The following is a 19,415-nucleotide window of genomic DNA, read 5'->3' on the forward strand; positions in this document are numbered from 1 at the left end:
ATCACCTCAAAGACTTAGACGTTGGTACACTTCACGGCGAATGAGTAAGGTCAGCACGAGGAGGAAGAAGAGTGTCGCAAGAAAGCATAAGGCCATCAGTTCCCTGCCCAGTAGATGACTGTTAATGCGTAGGGAGAGGATGAGATAGAGGTAGGCACTGACCACTACCACCACGGGTAGGCTGGCGGGCACTAGCTGCCAGAGCTGGCGCCGATTTAAGTAATATAAGCTCCCGAAGAATAAGGCCAGAATCACGCTACTCCCCATAAAGTAGGTGAGGAAAAAACTCACGGGTGACGCTGGGAAGAGGAGCGGCGTGCTCGCTTGGGCATTACTGAAGAAATAATACCAGGGGTAGAGGGCAATGTGGTAGGGAGCTAGGATCAGGTTAAAAAGCCAAGCGGCCAAGATGATCAAGAGCACCTGAACGGTAAGGATGGCCATGATCATGAGGAAAATGGCGGCAAGCTTGGCCCAAACGACACTCATCCGTGAACCAGGCAGGAGCATGAGTCGGTAGATGAGTCGCCCTTCGAAACGCCATTCCCGGACCCAGGTATAGACGCAAAAGCCTAGCAGGGTAGCCACGATGATCGCAACCGTAATATTATAGACGATACTGGTATCAAACAGCTGGTCGAGGCCGAGGGCAAATTGGTCGGGGCTACTGCGAAAACGCAAGTAGCGCTGTACCCAGCCGATCACCTGCAAGCCGATTTGTAAGGCTAGTAAGAGTCCCAAAAGTCCAGCATTGCGCTGGCATTCGTCTTGGGTTAAATGCCAAAATTTTTTCATTTTCCATGCACCTCCCGGAGGACATCGATAACGCTCAGCCCTTCTAGGCGAGCCTCTTCAGCGTAAAAGTCACGAACAATTTCTCCCTCTTCCATAATCAACACATGGTCGAGGAAGGTATCAATTTCTTCAATATCATGGGTGGAAATAAGGACGCCCTTGCCTTGGAGCAAATCCGAGCTAAAAACATTGCGCATCTCCTCACGGGTAAAAATATCAATGCCGGAAAAGGGCTCATCGAGGAGCAGGTAATCGCTATCGATCGCCAGGCTCATCAGGAGGTTAATTTTTGCGATATTCCCCTTGGAGAAGGTATGAATGGGGGCATCAGGATCTAAATTGAAGAAGGTCAACAAATCACTAGCCCGTTCCGGATTATAACGCTGGTAGTAGGTGGCCATGTAGTCCAGACTTTCGCCGACCGTCATATTTTTTAATACGGAAATTTCATCCGGAACAAAAATCAATCGTTCCATCTCTTTCTGGGTCACAGGCTTCCCGTCGAGGAGAATCTCCCCGCTTTGCTTGGGGGTGAGGTTCATGATGCATTTCATGAGGGTCGTTTTCCCAGTACCATTCACCCCGATCAAGCCGGTAATCTCACCGGCTTCAATAGTGAAGGAGACATTATTGAGGACTTGCTTTTTGCCATAGCGTTGATTTAGTGCTTTAACTTCAAGCATTGGGTTCATCCTTTCTATCTTGGAGCTTGGCTTGTAAGGCAGTAAGAATTTCTTGATCACTAAACTGCATGGTTTTCATCTCGTCGATAAAGGTGGTGAGTGCTTCTTGCATTAGCGAGCGTTTGAGCTTAGCGAGTACGGTCGGGTCACTGGTCACACTTGACCCCACCTGGGGAATGGTTGTGATCAGGCCTTCTTCGGTGAGGTTTTTGAGGGCGCGCTGGACCGTGTTTGGGTTGACTTTAAATTGTTGGGCGAGTTCACGCCGTGACGGCAGGGGTTCCCCCAATTCATAGCGGCCACTCACCATATCTTTTTTGAGGTTGGTTTCCAATTGCGTGTAAATGGGTAGTCGTTGATCAAAAGCCATTGCCCACCTCCTTCTGTATTAATTGCGTGATACACTTTAATTGTATTATACATGCCATACAGTTTTTGTCAAGCCTGGGAGGGCATTTTTTGCTTGCCTTTGTTTTTCCTTGCCGTAAGCCTATGCTATGATGGAATAGAAATGCGATAAGAAGGAGCGAGACAATGAAATTTATTTCCTGGAATATTGATTCCCTCAATGCGGCGCTGACGAGTGATTCAAGGCGGGCCGTCATGTCACGGGCGGTGTTAGACACGTTAAAGCAAGAAGACGCCGAGGTGATTGGCCTACAAGAAACGAAGTTGCCTGCTAAGGGCCCCTCGAAGAAGCATCTGCAATTGTTGGCAGAGCATTTTCCTGACTACGACCTGCATTTTCGTTGTGCTGAGCCGCCTGCGCGGAAATCTTATGCAGGGACGATGTTCATGGTGAAGAAGGGTTTGTCCTATGAGGTGGATAGGCCCAACCTCAAAGCCCCCGATACCATGGATCAGGAAGGGCGGCTTTTGACCTTGGAATTTTCCGACTTCTACCTCACGCAGGTCTATACTCCCAATGCCGGAGGGGAATTGAAACGCCTGCCCCAACGCCAAGAGTGGGACGCCCGCTATCGGGACTATCTGGCAAAATTGGACCAGCAAAAACCTCTTTTCGCTTGTGGGGATTTCAATGTGGCCCATGAGGCGATTGACTTGGCCAATCCGAAAAGCAATCGCGGTAGTGCCGGCTTTACGGATGAAGAGCGCGAAGGTTTTACAAATCTCTTAGACGCTGGCTTCACGGATACCTTCCGCCACCTGCATGGGCCGATCGAAGGGCAGTATACCTGGTGGAATCAGCGCGCTAAGACCAGCAAAATTAATAATTCCGGCTGGCGGATTGACTACTGGCTGACCAGCAACCGCATTGCTGGCGAAGTGCAGGTCTCTCGCATGGTCGATTCCGGTGAACGCCAAGATCATACGCCGATTGCCTTGGAATTCTCCCTATAGAACAAATTTGTTCATTCCTACCCAAAAAGCGGGGCGAGACTCGTTTTTTGGGCTTTTTTTTGGAAGGGTTTGTAAAGTTTTAATGGAAGTTAATGTAAGCTATTGCATTTTTTAAGAAAAAGGGTATAATAGACTTAGTAAGTGTTAACGGTTACAAAAATATTGGAACCGGTGTCACTTAACTTTAAGAGGCTGAAGGAGGGATGGAATGTCTGTTTTGAGGCGGTGACCATAGATTCGAGATAGGAGATGGACAACAATGGATCTAAATAGTATGGTCGTGAAGTTTAACAGTATATTAAGTGACAATATTTTGCTGATTGCCCTCCTAGGGTGTGGGATTTTCTATACGTTCTACACGAGGGGCGTGCAATTCCGTAAATTAGGTTTAGCTTTTAAGCAAGTCTTCGGCGGTATGTTTGAGAAAGACAGTGAAGGGGGCGTCTCCTCGTTCCAGGCTTTGGCCGTGGCCATTGCAGCGCAAGTCGGGACAGGGAACGTTGCTGGGGTTGCCACCGCTATTATTGCGGGCGGGCCCGGGGCCATTTTCTGGATGTGGCTAGCGGCGATTCTCGGGATGTCTACCATTTTTGCGGAAGCCATTCTCGCGCAAAAATTTAGAGAGCGCGATGATGAAGGCAACTGGGTAGGGGGACCGGCTTACTATATTAAAAATGGTTTGGGCAAGAGATTTCCCGGACTTTCCAAATTTCTCTCTCATGCCTTTGCTATTCTGATTGTCATTGCCTTAGGTTTCATTGGTATCATGGTACAATCAAATTCCATTTCAGTTTCCGTGGCCGAAGCAACGGGCATTCAACCGCTATTCATCGGTTTAGTGATTGCTTTCTTTGCGGGCTTAATTTTCATCGGGGGCATTACAAGGATTGCACGTTTCGCGCAAATGGTCGTGCCCTTTATGGCCGTCTTGTATGTGATTCTTTCCATTATTACCTTGTTCATGTTCCATGATCAAATTATCCCCGCGATCAGTTTGATCATTCGTTCCGCCTTTAATCCGCAGGCGGCCTTGGGTGGGGCTTTGGGGATTACTGTTCGTCAAGCCATCAGTAAAGGGGTCGGCCGCGGACTCTTCTCCAACGAAGCCGGGATGGGTTCGACACCGCATGCCCACGCCACAGCTAACGTGAAACACCCAGTTCTTCAAGGTTACACCGCCATGGTGGGAGTGTTTATCGATACGATTATTGTTTGCTCGGCGACCGCTCTGATTATTCTGGTGACGGGCGCGCAAAACTCGGGTAAGGATGGGGCCTTAGTGACCCAGCATGCCTTTAGTACCGCCTTCGGGCAATTTGGCTCGGCGACTTTAGCCACCTGCCTCTGCTTCTTCGCCTTCACGACGATTGTTGGCTGGTATTACTTCGGGGAAACCAATATTCGCTTTATGTTTGGCCGGAAAGGGCTCTTGCCTTACCGCGCTTTGGTCATTCTCTGTGTTATCTTCGGTTCCTTGCAAGAAGTGACCTTGGTTTGGAACTTAGCCGACTTAGCGAACTCCCTCATGGTCGTGCCTAACATTATCGCCTTAATTCTCCTGTGCCGCCATGTGCGAGAGATGCAGGATGACATGCGTTTGAAGGAACGTGACTTACTCTAGTTCAGTTTCTCAGAGCTCCCTCCTGGGGGCTCTTTTTTATTTCGAAGGGGAAATGCTTGCACTTCGTTTGCGGGTGTGACATGATAGACGAACACTTTGAATTCGGGAGGGATAACATGTTACATGCAAACATTGCAGAAGCCATTGGACATACGCCTTTGGTAAAATTACCCAGTCCAGACCAAGGCGCCACGATTTACGGTAAATTAGAAAGTCGCAATCCCGGCGGCAGTGTCAAGGACCGCGCTGCTAAATATATTATTCAAGAAGCAGAAAAAGCGGGCACTTTAAAGCCAGGTGGCACCATTATTGAAGGGACGAGCGGCAACACGGGCATTGCCTTGTCCATGTTAGGGACGGCCAAGGGCTACCAGGTGGTGATCGTCATGCCCGAAACGATGTCCGTGGAAAGGCAGAAGCTGATGAAAGCTTACGGGGCAAAACTGGTGCTAACTCCCGGAGCAGAAGGGATGAAAGGGGCAGTGGACAAGGCGAAGTCCCTGGCCAACGAGAAAGGTTACTTCTATGCCGACCAATTCGGCAATCCCGCCAACGTGCATGCCCACCAGGAAACCACCGCACCGGAAATTATTGAGCAAACGGACGGCAACTTCCAAGCCTTTGTGGCCGGCGTGGGCACTGGCGGCACGATCACCGGTGTCAGCTCTGTTTTGAAGGAAAAATTACCGGACGTGAAGACGGTCGCTGTCCAACCCGCTGCTTCCCCAGTTCTAACGACGGGCGAGGCCGGCAGCCACAAGATTCAAGGGCTAGGGGCGAACTTTGTTCCTGATATTTACCAAGCTGAGCTGGTGGATGAGGTGGTCGATGTGGCGGATGAGGACGCTTTTACTTATGCCAAGAAATTAGGCCAGGAAGCCGGCATTTTTGTCGGAATTTCCGCAGGGGCCAATTACAAGGCCGCCTTGGAAGTCGCTGAAAAATTAACGCCAGCAGAGCGGGTCGTGGTGATTTTACCGGATACCGGCGAACGTTACTTATCCACGCCCTTACTCGACTAGAAGGCAGGGATCAGCATGTGGCAAGAAATCCAAGAATTAACGCAGGCCGTTGTTGACCGCGATCCGGCTTGCCACAGTCGCTGGCAGGCTTTCTGGTTTAATCCGGGCGTGAAGGCCCTGCTCTACCACCGTTTGGCCCATCGCCACTATCAAAAAGGCCAGCTCTTTCGCGCCTATTGGCTAGCCAACCGAGCGCGGCGCTTAACGGGCATTGAAATTCACCCAGGCGCCAAGATTGGCCGCGCCCCCATGATTGACCATGGCATGGGCGTGGTGATTGGGGAAACCGCCGTGATTGGGGACTATGTCCAGATTTTCCACGGGGTGACCCTAGGCGGCATGTCCGGTCGGCCGGGGGAGAAGCGCCATCCCACCTTGGGCGACCATGTGTTTATCGGCGCTGAGGCGATGGTTTTAGGCAATGTCACATTAGGCGATCACGTGAAGGTCGGTGCCGGTGCCGTCGTCTTAACTGATATTCCCGCCCATAAAACCGCCGTGGGAGTGCCTGCGGAAGTACTGGGCGATCATTAGATAAAAAGAGACCCGGTATCTCATGGACACCAGGTCTCTTTATTGGGCTTATTTTTCCAGGGCTTGCACAATCGCTTGGTTGAAGGCAGGTAAGTCATCCGGCGTCCGACTGGAAATCAGACCGGAGCGGTCGATAACGACTTCTTCATCAAAGTAATTGGCACCCGCATTCTTCACATCAATGGCCACATTTTTAACAGCGGTGATGTTTTTTCCTTGTAAAACTTCCGCATTGACCAAGAGTTGTGGCCCGTGGCAGATGGTGAAGATGGGTTTTTCCTGGCAGGCAAAGTGCCTGGCGAAGTTCAGCACGCATTCGTGGCTCCGTAATTTGTCGGGCGAGTAGCCACCAGGAATGAGGAGCGCATCGAATTCTGCCGGCTCCGTACCCTTAGCCGCATGTTCAATCTCCACAGCGGAATTCTCGCTCTTGCCATGAATCGTGCCTGTTTTAAAACTAATGGGCACTACCTCATGGCCGGCGTCCTCCAGGGCTGCCTTCGGGGAAAGGTATTCACTGTCTTCAAACAAATCCGTCACTAAAGCGGCAATTTTTGCCATATTATCGCCTCCTGTATTTTTAGCCTAACATAAGCAGCGCGTAACGGCTATTGATAGGCATCGAGGGTTAGTGTCAAGCAATGCTCGGTCAATCATAAAGAACTCTATCTCGTATCTAATTATTCAAAAGTCACTTCGTTTTTGTGCTAAAGGACGCTGCGTTGAAAAGCAGTGGCACCGGCTTACGCTTCATAGAAGCTTACGCCTGACCGTCCTATTCTGGCTCTATGTCGTTGGATAGGCCTCGCTACGCTCACCCTATCGGCACTCCGAGAGCCAGATATACGGACGGCCTGCTAACACTGCTAACGCAGGTCTTTAGCACGCACTCCGTGTCTTTTGGCGAAGCAGCTAACAAAATGTATGGTATAATTTCCCGACCATACTGCTTGACACTTCACTTGGAATCGTGCCCTGATGGGCACCACAAGAACTTTGTTGCGGCCTGTGACATAGTATTGCCCTAACAATCCCTGGATATTCGGGTATAAATGGGCTTGTATTAGCTTCAATATCTGATCGAACAGCTTCTTCAAAACAATGATTAGATTGAGCGGTGATAATGGCAGCCATTGCTGCTGCGTCTTGACGGGTCCAATTTCGTCCTTGCTTTTTCATGCGATAAGTATAAAGCCGATGGCCTGCTTCACAAACGCCACCGGAAAAATGGTTCGGTAAGCCTCGCTGCTCTGCTGGTTTAATGAGTAACCAATTACGTTGAAGATAAGCTCTTAGAGCTTCAATTTCAGCCAAAAACTCCTGATGATGGTGCCAGCGACTTTCACAGGTCTCCAAAGTAACTTGAACTCCTTCGAAATCATAAGCCTTCACTTTTTTAATGACCAATTGACGTATTTTATGATCAAAAAATAGGCGCGTTCTGATTTTTTGAATGACATGAAATTTATCGCAGAAATGTTCATGCCGAAGGCATACCCCAATCATCTCGTTAAAATCTTCCTCCGTATAACCACTGCCACCATCCGAATTAGAAATCACAATCGTTTGATGTAAATCATAGTAGGAGTTAAGAAATCGGCTAACTTTTTCTCGAAGGGCTGCACTAGATTGAACAGAAGAAAAATAATGAGCTTGAATAAGTTGATGCCGCGAAGTGGATCGATCGACGCCTTCATAGAGAGCACACGGTGTAGTTGAAGATGTTTTGTCCTTTTCCCTTTTTTCTTCTTCTTAGTGATTAAAACCCCATCCCCTTCAATGTACAGAAAAGGAACGGATCGTTTTTGAGAGTAAGCCAGTTCCTTCTCTTCTGCTTTTTTATTCTCAAAGCTTAAAATTTTTTGCCCAATTTCTTGAACAATATGATGTGCGGTCTGATGCGAAATACTAAAAGACATTAAAGCATTGAAGGCTTCTGCAGTCGCACGAAAAGTTTGCTTCGTACAAAGCTGGGCAATTTTTTCTTTGACCTGAGAAGAAAGATGACTTCTTGCTTCTAGGCCTAAACACAAATCTAGGGGAAGAAAGCTAGAGTGACCTTCTTTTTTCATCCGACAGCGTCTAAAAGTGACGGCACCAAACATAAAACATAGTGTGCGTGGTTCATAGCGAGCAATTTTCCAGCCTTCGGCTTGGTATCTTTGAATTAATTGCTGATCAAGTTGAGTGAAAACCGCTGCAAGACATTCACAGCAAAAATTCTTTATATCGGATAAACAAGATCTTCAAAATCACCTAAAGATGAGCATTTTTCCGTCTTTTTTAGAATATCTGTGATAATATCATTCATGAGGACATCTTCTTTCTTTTTATTGTTCAACTTAAAGATAGATGTCCTTTTTTTATTTTTCAAGTCTTACCGAGCATAATTTTACACTAAGGCTCGGGGCGGCAGCCAATCTGTTCAGCCGCTTTTTAGCCTTTTCTATGCTACAATAAATAGAACGTTAGGGGGGTTTAGAAATGAAATGGGATGATCTGAGGCGGAGTCAAAATGTGGATGACCGGCGCGGCCAGCGTACAGGTGGTGGTTTTAATCGGATGGGTGGGGGCAATCCGCTTGGCCTGCTTTTGCTCCTTTTGCGCGGGCCGAAGTGGTTAATCATTGTGGTTATTGCCCTCATGCTGTTTGGAGGGGGGAATTTCTTTGGTGATATTTTTAATTCCGGCCAAGGCCAAGAGCCCCAGACGACCCAAACGCAAGCACAGAAGCCCGGTAGCCAGGTGCGGCCAACGGACCAGGAAGCGGACTTTATGGCGGCTGTGTTAGGGAGTACGGAAGATTTCTGGGCGGCTCAATTAAAGTCGGAAGCTGGCCAGAGTTACCAGGAGCCGACTTTAGTTTACTACCAGGATTTGATTCAAACGTCGGGTTGCGGTCTAGGCCAGGCGCAGAGTGGGCCTTTTTACTGCCCGCCGGACCAGAAGATTTACTTGGACTTGAGTTTCTATCGGGAGTTGCAGGAGCAATTTCACGCCCCGGGAGACTTTGCCATGGCCTATGTCTTAGCCCATGAGGTGGGCCACCATGTGCAAAACCAAATCGGGATGATGACAACCTACGAAAAATACCGGCAAGGAGCTTCTAAAAGCAAGCAAAATGCTCTATCAGTGCGTCTGGAATTACAAGCGGACTACTTAGCGGGTGTTTGGGCGCGCTATGCCGAAGAGGAAGGCCTGCTGGAGTCGGGAGATCTGGAGGAGGCTCTAACAGCGGCTGCGGCGGTCGGGGATGACACGATCCAGGAAGAGATGACCGGCCGTGTGGTGCCTGATTCCTTCACCCACGGAACGGCCAAGCAGCGGATGGCTTGGTTCAAGCGTGGCTATCAGTACGGTGATATTGAGCACGGGGATACCTTCAATATTAACTTGCCCGAGGACGAAGCGGCCCCCAAATAATTCTGAATAATAAAGGGGCTGGGAAATAAGTCGCCCTAAATAATAAAAAATGCATTGAAGTTATCCATATTTGGATTCCTTCAGTGCATTTTTTACTTTTAGAGAAATGATTACGAAGAGCTTCTGCTCTTCGCCGAGCTTTAAGGGCTAATTTCGTTAAATTCATGCTCATCAGCATCATTCCGATATCATTATACACGCTTTGTTTGCCTCTCACATGTGTTCTGCGCATACCAAAGACACCTTTCATCCGTCCGAAAACGGTCTCTATGTCAATTTTACGTTGCGCATAGATTTCTTTTCCAGGTGTGCTTTCTAAATTCTCTTTTGCTTGGTGCTTAAAATATTCCCAATTAAGATTGACCGCCGTCTGGCGCTGACGTCCTGTCGGAGTTTTCGCAAGCTCATTTAAACGCTCATCCATTTGTTCAGTATCGGCTTGATAGACTTTAAACTGTCTTTGGAAACCTTTTTTATCTTTTCGCGTACGATAATATGAAAAACTAAAATGAACGCCATCTAAATCCGTATAGGAATCTTCAGCCGCATGATAGTGCCAGTTCTCACGATGCTTGGATTGGTTTCGATATTTTTTACTTTGTTCTTTATGATACATTCCGTAAGGAATCAAAGGGACTTTCTCAAAGTCATCGATAATCGCCATATAATTCTCTTCACTCCCATAACCCGCATCCGCAACAATATATTGGAACAGATCAAGCGTTGGGATTGTTTTTAAAAACGGAATGAGGGTGCGCGTATCGGTAGGGTTCGGGAAAATATCAAAGTCAATAATATATTGATGACTTGAAGCAACTTGGAGATTATAGCCAGGCTTTAACTCCCGATTTTTCATGGGATCTTCTTTCATACACATAAAGGTGGCATCGGGGTCCGTTTTTGAAAAACTGTTTCTGCCATTAAATCGTGCGTTTGCTTCCTCGTATTTCTGTTTTCGGGGTAAGAAATCCTTCATACATCGATTCCGGTGCTTTTTAAGCGTGCGACGACGTCGCTTGTGTCGAGAACCTCCTTTAGGAATGGTCGTCTCATTTTCAATTTTGCTTTCAACCTCTTCGATTGCTTCATCAAGACACGCAATAATTTTTTCAATCCCATCAGAAGTCGTTAATTCTTCTTCGGTCAAGGCGATATCGACATTCGTTTGAATAAGTTCCTCATATAAACTCGAAACATTTTCATTGAGCTTCGCTTCATAGCGTTCAATCGCTCTTCGCCAAGTAAAACTATAGATGTTCGCATCCGCTTGAATTTTTGTCCCATCGATAAATAAAGCCTCTGGGTGGATTAAACCATTGTCCCTCAGCAGCATGGTGAAAAGGATAAAAGCATACTTGATCAAGTTCGAGGCATGTTCGCTTGAACGAAAGTTATTGATCGTCTTGTAGCAAACTGGGGTATCGCCCGTTAGCCATTTCATCGGAATAGATTCTTCATTCATTCGTTCAATTTTTCGACCTGAAAACGTTGATCGACTATAGGCAAATAAACACATCTTTAATAGCATTGCTGGATGAAAAGCAGGACGTCCCGTATGAGAAGTGTCTTCCAGAATAATTTCCGTAGGAATCGAGTCGACAAATCGGCTGATCAGCCGAGCTTCATGGTCCTCAGGAATCGTAAAATCTAATTTTAGTGTTAAAGCTGTTTCCATTGTGGTATAATTTTGATACAAAGCGAGTTCCTCCTTCGGTTTGCTTACCTTTTATTATAAGGCTTGGAACTCGCTTTGTCTTTATAAAATATCAAAACGCATCAATTTATTTTCGAAATAAATTGATGCGTTTTTTATATTCTGAGACTGAGTTTTTTCCCAGCCCCTTTTGCTTAGGTGACTTGGACATATTGCATTTCATCGATGAAGGGAAAATCAGTGCGAATTTGGTCGAGCTGGCTTTTGTTGAGGGGGGTGTCAATTTCCACCACCAAGATGGCCGGGCCATTAATTTTCTTGCGTTCATTCACCATGTAGGAAATATTAATATTATGCTCGGATAGGTATTTGGTGAGGCGGGAAATCAAGCCAACGGCATCCGAGTAATATAAAATGAGCGTGGGCCGAACAGCCGTAAATTTAATGTCATATTCTTCGAGGCGCTGAACTTCAATTTTCCCCCCACCGATGGAGCTGGCAATCACCGTCACATATTTATTGGGCCCCCAGAGGTCGACGAGGACGGTGTTGGGATGGTAGTTGCCAATATTAGATTGCAGGAAGTGGTATTTTAAATCATGGTCCTTGGCTAATTTTCGGGCATCAGCAATTTCGGGGTCAAAAGTATTAAAGCCGAGGACACCAGAAATCAAAGCGACGTCGGTGCCGTGGCCGAGGTAAGTTTCCGCAAAGGAATTCATCAAACTGAAGACCACTTCTTCGGGTTCTTCGCCTAAGAGTTGCCGGGCTAGGTTTCCGATGCGGACGGCGCCGGCTGTGTGTGAGCTGGAAGGGCCGACCATGACCGGGCCGATAATTTCATAAGCGCTTTGGTAGGTGGCTGAGGAGTTGAGCTCCAGTTGGCCATGGGCGCCAAAGACCTGTTCCTTAATACTTTGCCCGGTGGGGGTGCCGGCTAAGCCACCAATGCCTGTTTCCCGCAAGGATTCGGGCATTTCATTACCGATATCGTACATGGCACCGATCACTTCATCGGGAGGAATGACGCTGCGAACGCCCGCCAGAGCCATGTCAGCCGCGACGAGGGCGGTGATAGCGTGCATGCCGTTGCGAACAATGCAAGGCACTTCCACTAAGCCGGCGACGGGGTCACAGACCAAGCCTAAGGAGTTCTTGAGAGCCAGGCCCAAGGCGTTGCCGACTTGCTCGGGTGTGCCGCCGCGCAATTCTACGAGAGCACCGGCTGCCATCGCTGTCGCCGAACCAATTTCTGCCTGGCAGCCGCCCGCCGCTCCAGAAATCGAGGCTTGGTTAGCAATCGTGAGGCCGAGCGCTGATGAGGTGAAGGCGACATTGACGAGCTGTTCTTTCGTATAGTCACCCGTATCGTACATGTGTGTTAATACAGCTGGCAAGATTCCAGCGGAGCCCGCTGTCGGTGTGGCGACGATCCGCCCCATGCTGGCATTGACTTCATTCACCGCCATGGCATTGGCGGCGGTTGATAAGGTGAAGGCATCGACGAGGGTTTCACTGGCATGTTTTTTGCAGTATTCATAGAGGCGATGGCCGTCCCCACCGGTAATACCGGTTTTAGAGAGCACTTCCTCGGTGGTTCCTTGGCGGACGGATTCGATCATGACATCAATTTGCTCGCGCATTTGTTCTTTTAACTCATCGATGGGCTTTTTTTGCAGCTCCGACTCGTTTTCTAGCATGACTTGATAAATGGGGATTTGCTGTTCGCTTGCTGTGTTAATCAAATCACGCAAACTCGTAAAGGACATAGCATCCCTCCTTGTTTCTTCCATATTCTTTTTCATTATAGGCGAAAGGTGTCCCCTTGTCGACCATTTTCATAGGAGTTTTCATCGAAGGCCTCATCAAAAGCAACTGATATAGTACAGTTTACGGGCAAGCCTTTCTTTTGTCAAATGAAGTCAATACTGCTATCCTAGCCACAAGGGAAGGTGGTCGGCATGCAGATAGAAATTAAGCAATTGAGCGAGTGGCTGTTAAACAGTTCCGTCACCTGTTTTTATGGTGGAGCTGGAACCTCGGTAGCGAGTGGTATTCGCGATTACCGCTCACGCTTTGGTCGTTGGACGGAGCTGGAGGAAAAGGGGGTTAGCCCCTTAGAATACGGGCACAGCAAACGCCTGCGCACGGATCCGGCGGGCTTTTTTCGCGATAATCCGGTGCTCAGTACAAATGCCAAACCGGCCACGACCCATAAATTGTTAGCCCACCTTGAGCAGGAAGGCCATGATATTCGCGTCATCACACAAAATATTGACGGCTTGCATCAGGCGGCGGGCCAGCGCTATGTGTTGGAGTTGCATGGGAATGAACATGAATCCTACTGCCTCGACTGCCACCGCCATTATGAGACCGCTGAGGTTAAGAAGGATGCGGCAGGGATTCCGCGCTGTGACATATGCCAGGGAATTGTCCGCCCCACGGTGGTCTACTTTGGCGATGATATTCCTAAATCTGACATGGAAGAAGCGGCCTATGTGCTCAAGGCCAGTGACTTATTGATTTTAGCGGGGACGAGTTTGTCGACCCCCGTTGCGAAGCGCCTACTGCAAAACTTCCAAGGCGACCATCTGGTAGTCATTAACCTGGAGCCAGTCGATATTGAGCCCTTAGCGATTGATTTCTTCCTCGAGGAACCGGTGGACGATGTTTTTCGCGCCTTACAATTGGAGATGGGCCTTGATCTATAATTGAAGAAAGCTGCCTGGTGGAGTGCTGGGCAGCTTCTTTTTTAAGGTTTAGTATGTTGAATGACTTTTTGGGCAAGTAATTGGATGCCGCCGATAGAATTGGTCTGGTAGAGGGCACCGCTCACCAAATTGCCATGGGCATGGCAGCGGGGCAGGCGGCCATACACTGGCGAAATGATTTCTTGGGTGGGGGCATAGATGCTTAAGCCCCCAGCTGGATCGACTTGGGCAAGATGCTGGTTGAATAAGGCGGCCAATAAAGGCTCGTTAGCTCCTAAATTTTCAAAAGAAAAGTCCCAACCGGTCGCATTAATGACCCAATCGACCTCCTGCAAGACCGCACCGGCTGTATTTTTGAGTTGGAAGGTATCGGCTTGCGGTGACTGCTCGATGGCGGCGACTGCAGTGCTTAGGGTTAATTGCCCATCTTCCTGGGCTTGGAGCAGGCAGTCTACTGAAGTTTGGGGCTGCTTGCCTTTCACCAAGTCGAACAGCCGCTGGTATTTCGCTTGGAAGGCTTCTCGATCCTTACGGTAGCAAAAAGGCCAATAATGGTTGAGGAGGCGCGTCATCTGGGTGGCGATTGCTTCGAAGGTGAGAAGGTCTTGGCGAAGCGCCTTGGGGGATGCTTTGGGACGGAGGCCAGCTTGCAGGACACTTTTTCGCAGCTTATTGATATTCAAGGCACAATGTGTACACTCGGCCAGAAGGGCTTCGTTTAAAGCGGTATGGGGCAAGTGCCCCTGATGGGCGGCCAGCAAGCTGTCGAAGTGCGCTGGGGTTAGAAATTTAAAAGTAACATCAGCTTGGGCGTCATCTTGTCCTAGAATGGGAAAATATCCCCCGCGGGAAAAGGCGGTAATCTGTTCCACTTGGCGGACCTTGGCGGCATATTTAATGGCGTCAATTGCCGAAAGACTGGTGCCAATGATGGCCAAGCGACTGCTGGCTGTAATTTCTTTTGGCCAAGTTTTTAGGGGATAGGGTTGGCTTAAGTATTGAGGGGAACCTACGAGCTGGTAAGGATCCAGGTGGGGCACCTCACCGGTGCAGAGGTGAACTCGGTCAAAAATACCCACTTGTTTTATGCCGTTTTTGACCCAGGTGCACTGATAGGTGGCTGTTGGATGGTCGAAATGAAAGCCGGTTACCTTGGCTTTCACCCATTGGGCTTTTGAAATTTTTAATAAATGGAAAGCTTGCTCGCGCAGGTAACGGCCGAATAGAGGCCGGCTCGTATAAGCGGGCACGTCACCGAGCTTCTCTTCTAACCAGGTGGCGTAGTGGCTAGGCCGATTAGGGTAGGCGCTCAAGTCAATGGAGCGGGTGTTCATTAAGGCTTCCTCACTGTCTGGAGCAAAGGGTAAGCCGTAGCCGAAGCTCTCTTCGGGCGCTAGGCAGGTAATTTGGTGTGGCGTTTTGCTCGTTGCATAGGCGGCTAGAACGGCACAACCGCTAATGCCCATGCCAATAATTGCAATATTTTCCTTTCGCATTTTATCCCCTCATCTATTGAATAATCTCCATAGCTATCTTAGCGATGATCAACCTAAAAAGCTAGGCTTTCGATATTAAAAACCAGCACTCAAAAAGGGCGCTGGTTTTATGCTGGGGGCTTAATTGATTTGATACTTTTTCTTCAACTGGTCGAGCCGAATTAAACCACTGGGAGTGAGCTGGTAGGTGTGATCCTCCTGCTGGATCATGATCTCCTTCTTTGAGAGCAGTTTCTCTAAGAGCGGCTGCAGTTTTTCTTTTTGCCATTGTAGGTGCTGGTGGATGCTTCTTGTGCCTAGTTCTTCCTTGGCCTCGTCCGCGTTACTGTGGTGGGCGATATGAAGGAGGACTAGGGCTTCCTTAAATTCCCGGCGCTTGCGTCGGCGGCTAAGGTATTGCGTTAGGACACCTTGGCGATGGCAGAAAAGTGTGGCCAAGAAGGTGAGGCCGGCCACCGTGGCGGTCATGCCTGCCATAGAGACATTCCAGTGCAGGGCTAAAAAATAACCGAGGCAGGAATTTAAAATAGCATACAACACTGTGTTGAAGAGCATTTGGCCAAGGGTTTTACTGATGAGATTTGCAGCGGCGCCGGGGGCGATGAGGAAGGAGATGACCAGGATGGCTCCCACGGCGTCAAAAGCCACGACCGTTGTGAAGGAAGTGAGGGTCATCAGCCCGTAAAACAGGAAAGCGCCAGAAAAACCGGCTAATTTAGCAAATTCTGCGTCAAAGGTATTGGCCTTCAATTCCTTATAGAGCAGGGCGATGAAGGCGGAATTGATGATGAGTAGGACGAGCATTTCGAGCATCGCCTTGGGCAAGCTCAAGCCTAAGAAACTGACCCGATTGAGAGGGGTTAAAATGACTTCTCCCATTAAAACACAGTCGGCATCCAAGTGTACATTCTGCCCGTAACGGGTCAGGAGAATGACCGCAATGGCGAAGAAGAAAGGATAGACCAGTCCGATAGCATCGTTTCCCTTCACCAGCCCTGAGCGCGGCAAGGTCTCGGTACTCCAAACGGTGATGAGGCCAAAAATAGCCGCCCCGATGGTCAACCAGGGTGAGGCCACGTCTTTGGTCAGGAAATAAGCGAGAACGAGGCCGAGTAAAACCGAGTGTGAAATGGCGTCTGCAATCATGGCAAGCCGCCGTAACACTAAAAAGCTGCCGATTAATCCGCAAGTCACAGCGGTAATGATGAGCACACCGAGGACTTCGTGGTCACTCTGGAGGACATACTGAAGCGTTTCCCACCAAGTCATGCTACCGCCTCCTTTCTAGCAGTTGCTTGAGCACGCCATGGGGGCCAAACAACATCGAGGCAAAGGCCGCCAGGCTCATAACAATAATAATCGCTGGCCCAGTGCTGACCCCATTATAGGCGGTGGAGAAATAGGTGCCAATGATCGCAGAGCAGCCCCCCACTAAGGCGCTTAAGGCGAGGACGTGGGCGAAGTGGTGGCTCCATTGCAGGGCCGTGAGGGGCGGAGCAATGAGTAAGGAAGCGATCAGGATCGTGCCCACCAGCTTTAAGCCTATGGTGATGATTCCCATACTCATGAGCATGATGACGGCTTGCAGGAAGCTTGTGCGGTAGCCCAGTGTTTTGGCATAGGTATCATCAAAAACAAAAACTTTAATTTCCTTATAGAAGAGGGCAAAAAGGACGAGAACAGCGAGGGCAACCCCTAAAATGATTTTGAGATCATCTTCCATAATGTAAGAGGCTTGGCCGAAAATATAAGTTTTTAGGCCGGCCTGAGAGGCTTTGACAAACTTATCATGGCCTTGGATGAAGGTTTTTAAAACCATGCCGAGGCCAAAAAAGCTGGATAAGGTGATGGCTAAGGCGGCATCTAGGGGCAGGCTGGAGTGGTGGTCGATCACTTGAATACACAAGAAGGCCAAAACCCCCACAAAGGCAGCCCCTAAGAGTAGCAGCAAGGGCTCGCGGGACATGAACACAATGAAGGCTAAAATGATGCCGGGGTAAGTGGCATGGCCAATCGCATCCCCAATCAAAGCTTGCCCCTTTAGAACGTTGACGGTGCCTACCACACCAGCAGCGCTGGCGAGTAGGAAAGTCGCTATGGCAATCAGTTGGAAGGAATAGCTGCCTAAAATATCAAAGTTAAGCATAACGCCCACCTCGATGTCGTGCTGCCAGCATCTGTGCTTCGATCAAGTTGTCCTCAGTGAACACTTCACATACGGGACCTTGGGCGATGAATTTTTTGTTTAAAATGACAACATAGTCAAAATAATCCTCTAAAGTATTGAGATCGTGATGAACAACGATGGAGGTCTTCCCTTCATTTTGTGCTTCAGCGAGGAAATCGATGATGATTTGTTCGGTTTTCTTGTCCACCCCGGCTAAGGGTTCATCCATAAAGTAAATATTAGCATGCTGGGCAATCGCACGGGCGATAAAAACCCGTTGCCGCTGGCCGCCCGAAAGCTGGGAAATTTGCCGGTGCCTGAAATCCGCTAGGCCGATACGTTCTAGGGCAGCTTGGGCGAGTTCTTTGTCTTGGGCTTTCGGCCGTTTGAGCCAGCCCAAGTGGACGTAGCGACCCATCAATACGACATCCTCCACGGTTGTAGGGAAATCCCAATTGACGCTGGAGGTTTGCGGAATATAGGCAACTTGCCGGTAAACTTCCTTAAAAGGTCGCCCTAAGACGGTGATTTGCCCGGAAAAAATGGGTTGGAGGCCGAGGATGCCTTTGATGAGAGTTGATTTTCCGGCGCCATTGGGTCCAATAATGGCTGTACGGGAATTTTTAGGAATATCCACGTCAATATCCCATAAGACCGGCTTGTCTTGATAGGCCATGGTTAAATCTTCTACATGAATTAAACTGGGTTCGTTGGGCATAAAATCCTCATTTCTATAAAGGGCAAAAGGCTGGCTAAAAGCCAACCTCTTGCCTGGTGCTTATTTCAGATATTCTGTCATCAATTTCACATTATGCCGGTACATATCAAGATAGGTGTCACCGGCTTCGCCCTGGGGCGCTAAGGAGTCGGAGAATAATTCCTTGCCATCGCCGTGCACCACTTCCACGCTATGGCCTTTCGCTTGGCAGGCTTCCTGGAGCTTCTGCATGCGGGCAGGATCGGTGGTGGACTCAGCAAAAATAGCTTTGATTTTGTGTTCGACGATGAAGTTCACGGTATCATCGACGTCTTTGTTAGCAACTTCGGAATCGGTGCTGACACCTTGGGGTGCTTTGACGGGCATGTCATAGCGCCTGGAGAAATAGTTGAAGGCGTCGTGGGGCGTAATCAAATAGCGTTGGTCTTTGGGAATACTATTTAAAGCCTCACGGTTTTCCTGATCCAATTCGTCTAATTTAGCCAGATAGCTTTCAGCATTTTTCTCAATCGTTTCGGTATCATTTGGTAGTAATTCTTCTAAGTACTTGGCACAAGCCTGGGTCGCTTTCTTGTAGAGGTCGATATCGAACCAGAAGTGCGGGTCAACTACCGTGTCGCCGTCCTCATCCATCTCGCCGATCTCATCCTCCTTGAAATCAGCAGTGACGGCCTTGCCTTTACTTTCGAGCACATCCACCATTTTCCCTTCAAAATGCAAGCCGTGGTAAATTAAGAGATCAGCCTGCTTGATCTTTTCCAGATCCTGAGGCTTGGCTTCGTAGAGGTGAGGGTCTTCACCAGCGGGGATAATCATGTCGACATCAACCTTATCGCCGGCTAGATTTTTGACCATGTCACTTAAGAAAGAGGTCGTGACGACGACACGGGACTTATCGGATGTTTTTTCAGCCGTGTTGGCTGTTTTTTCGTTGGACTTCCCTTGGCCACAGGCGAAGAGCAGGCTCGCTCCCAGTAGTAGGACAAGGAAAGCTTTTATTTTATGTTTCATTTTATTCCTCCTTGGCATTTTGCTTAAAGCAAGATAAATTAGCTGTGCCTAAATATCCAGTTAAAAAATAAAGCGCGCTTTAGGCTGGCCTAAACAAATCATAACTGATGCTTGTTATTTTGGCAAGCCTAAATCGTAATTATTTTGCTTTAGGCAAAAAATGGCAGGCTAAGTCATATTTTCAAAAAAATAAGAAGCCTTTTCTGACTTGGGGTTTA

The 19,415-nt window shown here is 48.5% G+C and carries 19 protein-coding genes; 6 read left to right on the forward strand and 13 right to left on the reverse strand.

Annotated elements, in window-relative coordinates; translation table 11 throughout:
* Positions 1-6: 6 nt before the first annotated feature.
* Genes WF803_RS06210 through WF803_RS06220 form a run of 3 tightly spaced genes read right to left on the reverse strand, consistent with a single transcriptional unit; the run spans position 7 to position 1,848 of the window.
* Positions 7-795 carry a hypothetical protein gene (locus WF803_RS06210; protein ID WP_489610678.1) on the reverse strand — a complete coding sequence of 263 codons (789 nt, stop codon included), beginning with the start codon at positions 793-795 and terminating at the stop codon, positions 7-9.
* On the reverse strand, positions 792-1,478 hold the full coding sequence (locus tag WF803_RS06215; protein WP_489610679.1) for an ABC transporter ATP-binding protein: 687 nt from the start codon (positions 1,476-1,478) through the stop codon (positions 792-794). The genes WF803_RS06210 and WF803_RS06215 overlap by 4 nt, the downstream gene beginning before the upstream one ends.
* Positions 1,471-1,848 (reverse strand): GntR family transcriptional regulator, encoded by a 378-nt coding sequence (locus WF803_RS06220; protein ID WP_489610680.1) that lies wholly within the window; start codon positions 1,846-1,848, stop codon positions 1,471-1,473. The genes WF803_RS06215 and WF803_RS06220 overlap by 8 nt, the downstream gene beginning before the upstream one ends.
* 164 nt (positions 1,849-2,012) lie before the next feature.
* Here WF803_RS06220 and WF803_RS06225 point away from each other — a divergent pair, with 164 nt between their 5' ends.
* From WF803_RS06225 to epsC, 4 genes are all read left to right on the forward strand, one after another.
* Positions 2,013-2,840: an exodeoxyribonuclease III gene (locus WF803_RS06225; RefSeq protein ID WP_489610681.1), complete on the forward strand. Its 828-nt coding sequence runs from the start codon at positions 2,013-2,015 to the stop codon at positions 2,838-2,840.
* Between the two features lie 259 nt (positions 2,841-3,099).
* The gene (locus tag WF803_RS06230) at positions 3,100-4,461 is read left to right on the forward strand and encodes an alanine/glycine:cation symporter family protein (RefSeq protein WP_489610682.1); all 1,362 of its coding nucleotides are present in this window, start codon (positions 3,100-3,102) and stop codon (positions 4,459-4,461) included.
* A 116-nt stretch (positions 4,462-4,577) separates the two neighbouring features.
* Positions 4,578-5,483: a cysteine synthase A gene (cysK, locus tag WF803_RS06235; RefSeq protein ID WP_489610683.1), complete on the forward strand. Its 906-nt coding sequence runs from the start codon at positions 4,578-4,580 to the stop codon at positions 5,481-5,483.
* A 15-nt stretch (positions 5,484-5,498) separates the two neighbouring features.
* Positions 5,499-6,017, forward strand: a complete 519-nt coding sequence (epsC, locus tag WF803_RS06240; RefSeq protein WP_489610684.1) for a serine O-acetyltransferase EpsC — start codon at positions 5,499-5,501, stop codon at positions 6,015-6,017.
* A gap of 48 nt (positions 6,018-6,065) precedes the next feature.
* Here epsC and WF803_RS06245 read toward each other — a convergent pair whose 3' ends face one another.
* The 3 genes from WF803_RS06245 to WF803_RS06255 form a co-directional block, all read right to left on the reverse strand.
* Entirely contained in the window at positions 6,066-6,578 is a 513-nt protein-coding gene (locus WF803_RS06245) for a type 1 glutamine amidotransferase domain-containing protein (RefSeq protein WP_489610685.1), read from the reverse strand.
* A 351-nt stretch (positions 6,579-6,929) separates the two neighbouring features.
* Positions 6,930-7,676 (reverse strand): UPF0236 family transposase-like protein, encoded by a 747-nt coding sequence (locus tag WF803_RS06250; RefSeq protein ID WP_489611905.1) that lies wholly within the window; start codon positions 7,674-7,676, stop codon positions 6,930-6,932.
* Entirely contained in the window at positions 7,574-8,245 is a 672-nt protein-coding gene (locus tag WF803_RS06255; protein WP_489611906.1) for a UPF0236 family transposase-like protein, read from the reverse strand. The genes WF803_RS06250 and WF803_RS06255 overlap by 103 nt, the downstream gene beginning before the upstream one ends.
* A gap of 256 nt (positions 8,246-8,501) precedes the next feature.
* Between WF803_RS06255 and ypfJ the strand changes: the two genes are divergently transcribed.
* Positions 8,502-9,440, forward strand: coding sequence for a KPN_02809 family neutral zinc metallopeptidase (ypfJ, locus tag WF803_RS06260; protein WP_489610686.1), 939 nt, complete (start codon positions 8,502-8,504; stop codon positions 9,438-9,440).
* Here ypfJ and WF803_RS06265 read toward each other — a convergent pair.
* Together WF803_RS06265 and sdaAA are read right to left on the reverse strand one after the other, a co-directional pair.
* Complete coding sequence (locus WF803_RS06265) at positions 9,406-11,136, reverse strand: IS1182 family transposase (protein ID WP_489610687.1); 1,731 nt, start codon at positions 11,134-11,136, stop codon at positions 9,406-9,408. The genes ypfJ and WF803_RS06265 overlap by 35 nt on opposite strands.
* A gap of 152 nt (positions 11,137-11,288) precedes the next feature.
* On the reverse strand, positions 11,289-12,863 hold the full coding sequence (gene sdaAA, locus WF803_RS06270; RefSeq protein WP_489610688.1) for an L-serine ammonia-lyase, iron-sulfur-dependent, subunit alpha: 1,575 nt from the start codon (positions 12,861-12,863) through the stop codon (positions 11,289-11,291).
* 192 nt (positions 12,864-13,055) lie between these two features.
* Between sdaAA and WF803_RS06275 the strand changes: the two genes are divergently transcribed.
* Positions 13,056-13,805, forward strand: a complete 750-nt coding sequence (locus tag WF803_RS06275; protein ID WP_489610689.1) for an SIR2 family NAD-dependent protein deacylase — start codon at positions 13,056-13,058, stop codon at positions 13,803-13,805.
* A 41-nt stretch (positions 13,806-13,846) separates the two neighbouring features.
* Here the strand turns inward: WF803_RS06275 and WF803_RS06280 are convergent, their stop codons facing one another.
* From WF803_RS06280 to WF803_RS06300, 5 genes are all read right to left on the reverse strand, one after another.
* Entirely contained in the window at positions 13,847-15,301 is a 1,455-nt protein-coding gene (locus WF803_RS06280) for an FAD/NAD(P)-binding protein (RefSeq protein ID WP_489610690.1), read from the reverse strand.
* A gap of 120 nt (positions 15,302-15,421) precedes the next feature.
* A complete protein-coding gene (locus WF803_RS06285) occupies positions 15,422-16,570 on the reverse strand; it encodes a metal ABC transporter permease (RefSeq protein WP_489610691.1) in 1,149 nt (382 codons plus the stop codon).
* A gap of 1 nt (position 16,571) precedes the next feature.
* Complete coding sequence (locus WF803_RS06290; RefSeq protein ID WP_489610692.1) at positions 16,572-17,447, reverse strand: metal ABC transporter permease; 876 nt, start codon at positions 17,445-17,447, stop codon at positions 16,572-16,574.
* Positions 17,440-18,186, reverse strand: coding sequence for a metal ABC transporter ATP-binding protein (locus WF803_RS06295; protein ID WP_489610693.1), 747 nt, complete (start codon positions 18,184-18,186; stop codon positions 17,440-17,442). The genes WF803_RS06290 and WF803_RS06295 overlap by 8 nt, the downstream gene beginning before the upstream one ends.
* A gap of 60 nt (positions 18,187-18,246) precedes the next feature.
* The gene (locus tag WF803_RS06300) at positions 18,247-19,197 is read right to left on the reverse strand and encodes a metal ABC transporter solute-binding protein, Zn/Mn family (RefSeq protein WP_489610694.1); all 951 of its coding nucleotides are present in this window, start codon (positions 19,195-19,197) and stop codon (positions 18,247-18,249) included.
* Positions 19,198-19,415 lie beyond the last annotated feature (218 nt).

Source organism: Aerococcus sp. BD502, assembly GCF_057919555.1.

Coding starts and splice junctions, on each gene's coding strand:
- cysK (WP_489610683.1), top strand. CDS start 4,578: ATGTTACATGCAAACATTGCAGAAGCCATTGGACATACGCCTTTGGTA.
- WF803_RS06245 (WP_489610685.1), bottom strand. CDS start 6,578: ATGGCAAAAATTGCCGCTTTAGTGACGGATTTGTTTGAAGACAGTGAA.
- WF803_RS06280 (WP_489610690.1), bottom strand. CDS start 15,301: ATGCGAAAGGAAAATATTGCAATTATTGGCATGGGCATTAGCGGTTGT.
- WF803_RS06230 (WP_489610682.1), top strand. CDS start 3,100: ATGGATCTAAATAGTATGGTCGTGAAGTTTAACAGTATATTAAGTGAC.
- ypfJ (WP_489610686.1), top strand. CDS start 8,502: ATGAAATGGGATGATCTGAGGCGGAGTCAAAATGTGGATGACCGGCGC.
- WF803_RS06220 (WP_489610680.1), bottom strand. CDS start 1,848: ATGGCTTTTGATCAACGACTACCCATTTACACGCAATTGGAAACCAAC.
- WF803_RS06290 (WP_489610692.1), bottom strand. CDS start 17,447: ATGCTTAACTTTGATATTTTAGGCAGCTATTCCTTCCAACTGATTGCC.
- WF803_RS06295 (WP_489610693.1), bottom strand. CDS start 18,186: ATGCCCAACGAACCCAGTTTAATTCATGTAGAAGATTTAACCATGGCC.
- WF803_RS06300 (WP_489610694.1), bottom strand. CDS start 19,197: ATGAAACATAAAATAAAAGCTTTCCTTGTCCTACTACTGGGAGCGAGC.
- WF803_RS06210 (WP_489610678.1), bottom strand. CDS start 795: ATGAAAAAATTTTGGCATTTAACCCAAGACGAATGCCAGCGCAATGCT.
- WF803_RS06275 (WP_489610689.1), top strand. CDS start 13,056: ATGCAGATAGAAATTAAGCAATTGAGCGAGTGGCTGTTAAACAGTTCC.
- epsC (WP_489610684.1), top strand. CDS start 5,499: ATGTGGCAAGAAATCCAAGAATTAACGCAGGCCGTTGTTGACCGCGAT.
- sdaAA (WP_489610688.1), bottom strand. CDS start 12,863: ATGTCCTTTACGAGTTTGCGTGATTTGATTAACACAGCAAGCGAACAG.
- WF803_RS06215 (WP_489610679.1), bottom strand. CDS start 1,478: ATGCTTGAAGTTAAAGCACTAAATCAACGCTATGGCAAAAAGCAAGTC.
- WF803_RS06285 (WP_489610691.1), bottom strand. CDS start 16,570: ATGACTTGGTGGGAAACGCTTCAGTATGTCCTCCAGAGTGACCACGAA.
- WF803_RS06225 (WP_489610681.1), top strand. CDS start 2,013: ATGAAATTTATTTCCTGGAATATTGATTCCCTCAATGCGGCGCTGACG.